The sequence below is a fragment of the Pseudomonas sp. HMWF006 genome (assembly GCF_003061205.1).
GTDB classification, from domain to species: Bacteria; Pseudomonadota; Gammaproteobacteria; order Pseudomonadales; family Pseudomonadaceae; genus Aquipseudomonas; species Aquipseudomonas monsensis.
The window spans coordinates 19,174-22,299 of sequence record NZ_QAIU01000449.1 but is presented as its reverse complement, the minus strand read 5'-3'; the positions used below and the strand labels follow the sequence as shown (position 1 = coordinate 22,299).

The following is a 3,126-nucleotide window of genomic DNA, read 5'->3' as shown; positions in this document are numbered from 1 at the left end:
GTACTGACAGACACAGAAAGTCGAGCAGCCACAACACCGGCTTGGTGACCAGCGCAGTCATCACCCGCCAGAACGGCGAATAACTGCTGGTGTTGGCCACCTTCGCGCCCTGGGCTTCAACCTCCTTTTCCCACGCGGCCTTCAAACCGGCCTCGGTGGTCGGGATGCCGGCGTCGGCGATCACCTTTTTAAAATCGACCTGGCTCACAGACTTACCTCAATCGAACCGAATTTCAGGGTTTTCGCAGTGACCAGGTACACGCCTGGTTCCTGCTGGGTGATGCGTGCCGTACCGGGCACCAGGCGCTGATCGTTCTCGACCAGCAGTTCCAGTTGCTGGATGCAGTCACGCTGCCGCAGCCGATCGCGCTCAGCGACCAGCGTCACCAACAACCCGCTGTCACGGATCATGTGGGCGATGTCCTGGGCGATGCAGGCGCGGTCATCGACCAGCAGCGGCTGGTGTGACGGATCCAGTGCCAGGTCGTTATCGACGATCAATAGGTCTACGTATTCGCTCATCCGCCGACCGCCATGGCGACCATGTTTTCCATCTCCAACGGGGTCATGGCTTTGCCCGTGTGAATATTCACGTTCTCCACATGCGTGCCCTTGTTCTGGCTGCTGTTGTTGTTCTGGATGCTGGTCAGCAAGCCGCCAGGCGGCACCGCTGAAGGGCGCGCCGGTGAAAGGCTGGGGATTGCCGCGTTGATTGTTTGCTGGGCTTTCTGCGCGGCGTTGGCGGTGTCAGCGGCATTGGTCGCGGCATCGACGCCGGGCACTTCAGGCATGCCTCCGAAGCGCGCTTCGATGTTCACGCCCGGGATGCTGTTCAGCAGCTCAATCACGCCGTTTACGGCCTTGGTGAAAATGCCGACGATGCTGTCCCATGCGGCCTTGGCCATGCCTGACCAACCGCCCATGGAGTTGAACCAGTCGGACAGTTTCTGGAGTTTGTCAGCGACGAACTGGAACGCGGCCGTGTTCATCAGGACAGATGTCCATTCGTCCCAGTAGTGAACCGCCGCGACAATGACGGCCACCAGGGCGAGAACACCGACCACAATCCACACCATCGGGTTGGCCAGCAGCGCCGCGTTCACCAGCCAGATCGCGCCCTGCCACAGCAGCATGGCGCCACGCACCAGGGCAAGGCCGGCGCTGAGCGTGTAGATCACGGCCATGTAAGCCAGGATCGCCAGTTTCTGCAGTACGAAGCCGGCGACCGTGCGCAGGTTGAGCAACTGGACAACCTTCCACACCGACACCAGACCCAGCCAGGTCATCCGTGCAACGCCGACCACGACGGTCAACAACGACATGGCGCCGACGATCGCCATGATGGTCAGTGCGGTGATGCCGATCACCCGGGTGATATTGGGAAACAGCTGCGACCAACGCACCAGGGTTTTGCCGATGTCCACCATCTTGTTCATGAACGGCGTCAGCACCGGGATCAGCACCTGGCCAAACACCACGCGCATGACCTCGACCAGGGACGCCCACTGTTGCCACGGATCGACCATCGCCCGGGCCATCTGCTCGGCATTTTCGAGACCGCGCACCTTGCCCAGCTGCTCGATGCCGTTGCGCAGCCGATCGGTATCCTTGGCCAGTGCACCGATTATCTGGGCGCCTTCCCCACCGAACGCTTCGACCAGTTTGGCCCCCGCCGACGCGGTGGTCAGATCACCGAACTTGCCCTGCAGCTTGTCCAGAATGGTCATCATCGGCAGCACTTTGCCCTGCTGATCGGTGAACTGCATGCCCAGCTTTTCCGAAGCCGCGCCGATGTTTTCGAAGAACGCCTTATAGCGCCCGCCGGCGTCGCCGCCCTCCATGGTGCTGCTGAGCGTGCCGATCACCGCCATCTGTTCGGCAAGGTCGACGCCGGATGTGGTGGCGATCGCGCCGGCCTCCTTGAAGGCGTCTTTCATCGCGGCGCCGCTGGTGCGGAACAACTGCACGGCCAGCGCGGTTTGCCCGCCGAGTTTTTCCACCCATGCGCCCTTCCCCATCGCATCCGCTTGGGACTTCTGCAGGTTGTAGAGCGTGCCGACGTATTCACCCATGGTTTCGGCGTCGGACTTGGTGGCCTTTGCTAGCAAGTTGCTGGTGTTGGTGAACGTGGCGAGCTGGTTGCCGGCAAGTCCCTTGATGGCGCCCTCGATCAGATACGCCGAGGCCACAAAATCCTTGGCGTTCTCGCCATAGCTCACGGCGAACTGCAGCGACTTGGCATTGAGCGCAGACAACGCATCCTCGGCCACACCCAGCGATCGGACGTCGCCCAGGGCGCGATTGACCTCCAGCGCCGGTTCCATGGACTCACGAATCCCGACCACAGCCGCCGTCACGCCAGCCATGCCCAAGCCGATCGTCTTGATGTGCTGTTCGCTCTGATCCGCAAGCTCGGAAAAACCCATTTTCACCTTGCCCAGGGGCGCGGTGACCTTGTCGGTCAGGCTCAGGATGAAAGCCAGGCTGGCGCTACGGTCTGCCAATGTCGTTACCCGTTCAGCGCAAGAGCGATGCCGTTAGCCACGGCAAACTCCATGCGTTTCCAGTATTCGTCCTCCAGCCACTTGGCGGTTCCCATCGCCTCGGGCGTGGGTTCGGCACCAGGTAGCCAGCGGCTCGTCAGGGCCATGAGCTGGCCCAAGCCGTTTTCGCTTAAGCGCTCAGCGTGCTCGTGCGCTTTTTTACGATCACCTCAACGTTCGGCGCGTACTCCTCAAGCAGCGCGCCGGCGAGCTGCATCACCATCACGGGATTGCCGAGCAACGGTTTCAGCGTGGCCTTTTCCTCTTGCTTGACGGTGGTCATCAGCAGGTTGTTGCCCGGGGCGACCTTGTTGGTCTGGGTCAGGGCATTGAAGTATTTGGTCACGTCAGCCGGGGTCAGGCTGAACGTGAATTCCGCTTCGCCGACTTCCAGAGTGATTTCGGTGTTGTTCTGTTGGCTCATGGTGTTGGTCTCTTGTTGAGGTTGGAAAAAGTGGTGTCCTGGTGCGCCTGCGATCGCAGGCACACGCCACGGACGTATTGCTGCAGTCCAAGGATCATTTGCCGGCTTAAGGCGAGCTGATCTCGGAGGGTGAAATAATCCGGTCGAGCGTCTGCTGCG

4 protein-coding genes and 1 pseudogene are annotated in these 3,126 nt (G+C 61.1%); all 5 read right to left on the bottom strand.

Going from position 1 to position 3,126, the window contains the following annotated elements; all coding sequences use genetic code 11:
• Positions 1-208, bottom strand: a pseudogene (locus DBR24_RS32905) (hypothetical protein); the annotation flags it as partial.
• Positions 205-522 carry a DUF2590 family protein gene (locus DBR24_RS19205; RefSeq protein ID WP_128615525.1) on the bottom strand — a complete coding sequence of 106 codons (318 nt, stop codon included), beginning with the start codon at positions 520-522 and terminating at the stop codon, positions 205-207. The gene DBR24_RS19205 and the pseudogene DBR24_RS32905, both read right to left, overlap by 4 nt.
• Positions 519-2,504, bottom strand: a complete 1,986-nt coding sequence (locus DBR24_RS19200) for a phage tail tape measure protein (RefSeq protein WP_128615524.1) — start codon at positions 2,502-2,504, stop codon at positions 519-521. Before DBR24_RS19200 ends, DBR24_RS19205 begins: the two co-directional genes overlap by 4 nt.
• A 5-nt stretch (positions 2,505-2,509) precedes the next feature.
• Positions 2,510-2,650 (bottom strand): hypothetical protein, encoded by a 141-nt coding sequence (locus tag DBR24_RS30945; protein WP_191626909.1) that lies wholly within the window; start codon positions 2,648-2,650, stop codon positions 2,510-2,512.
• A gap of 23 nt (positions 2,651-2,673) precedes the next feature.
• Entirely contained in the window at positions 2,674-2,967 is a 294-nt protein-coding gene (locus DBR24_RS19195; protein WP_128615523.1) for a putative phage tail assembly chaperone, read from the bottom strand.
• Positions 2,968-3,126 lie beyond the last annotated feature (159 nt).

Bases quoted from the DNA above. Each gene is read 5' to 3' on its own strand.
- DBR24_RS19195 (WP_128615523.1), bottom strand. From the start codon at position 2,967: ATGAGCCAACAGAACAACACCGAAATCACTCTGGAAGTCGGCGAAGCG.
- DBR24_RS30945 (WP_191626909.1), bottom strand. From the start codon at position 2,650: ATGGCCCTGACGAGCCGCTGGCTACCTGGTGCCGAACCCACGCCCGAG.
- DBR24_RS19205 (WP_128615525.1), bottom strand. From the start codon at position 522: ATGAGCGAATACGTAGACCTATTGATCGTCGATAACGACCTGGCACTG.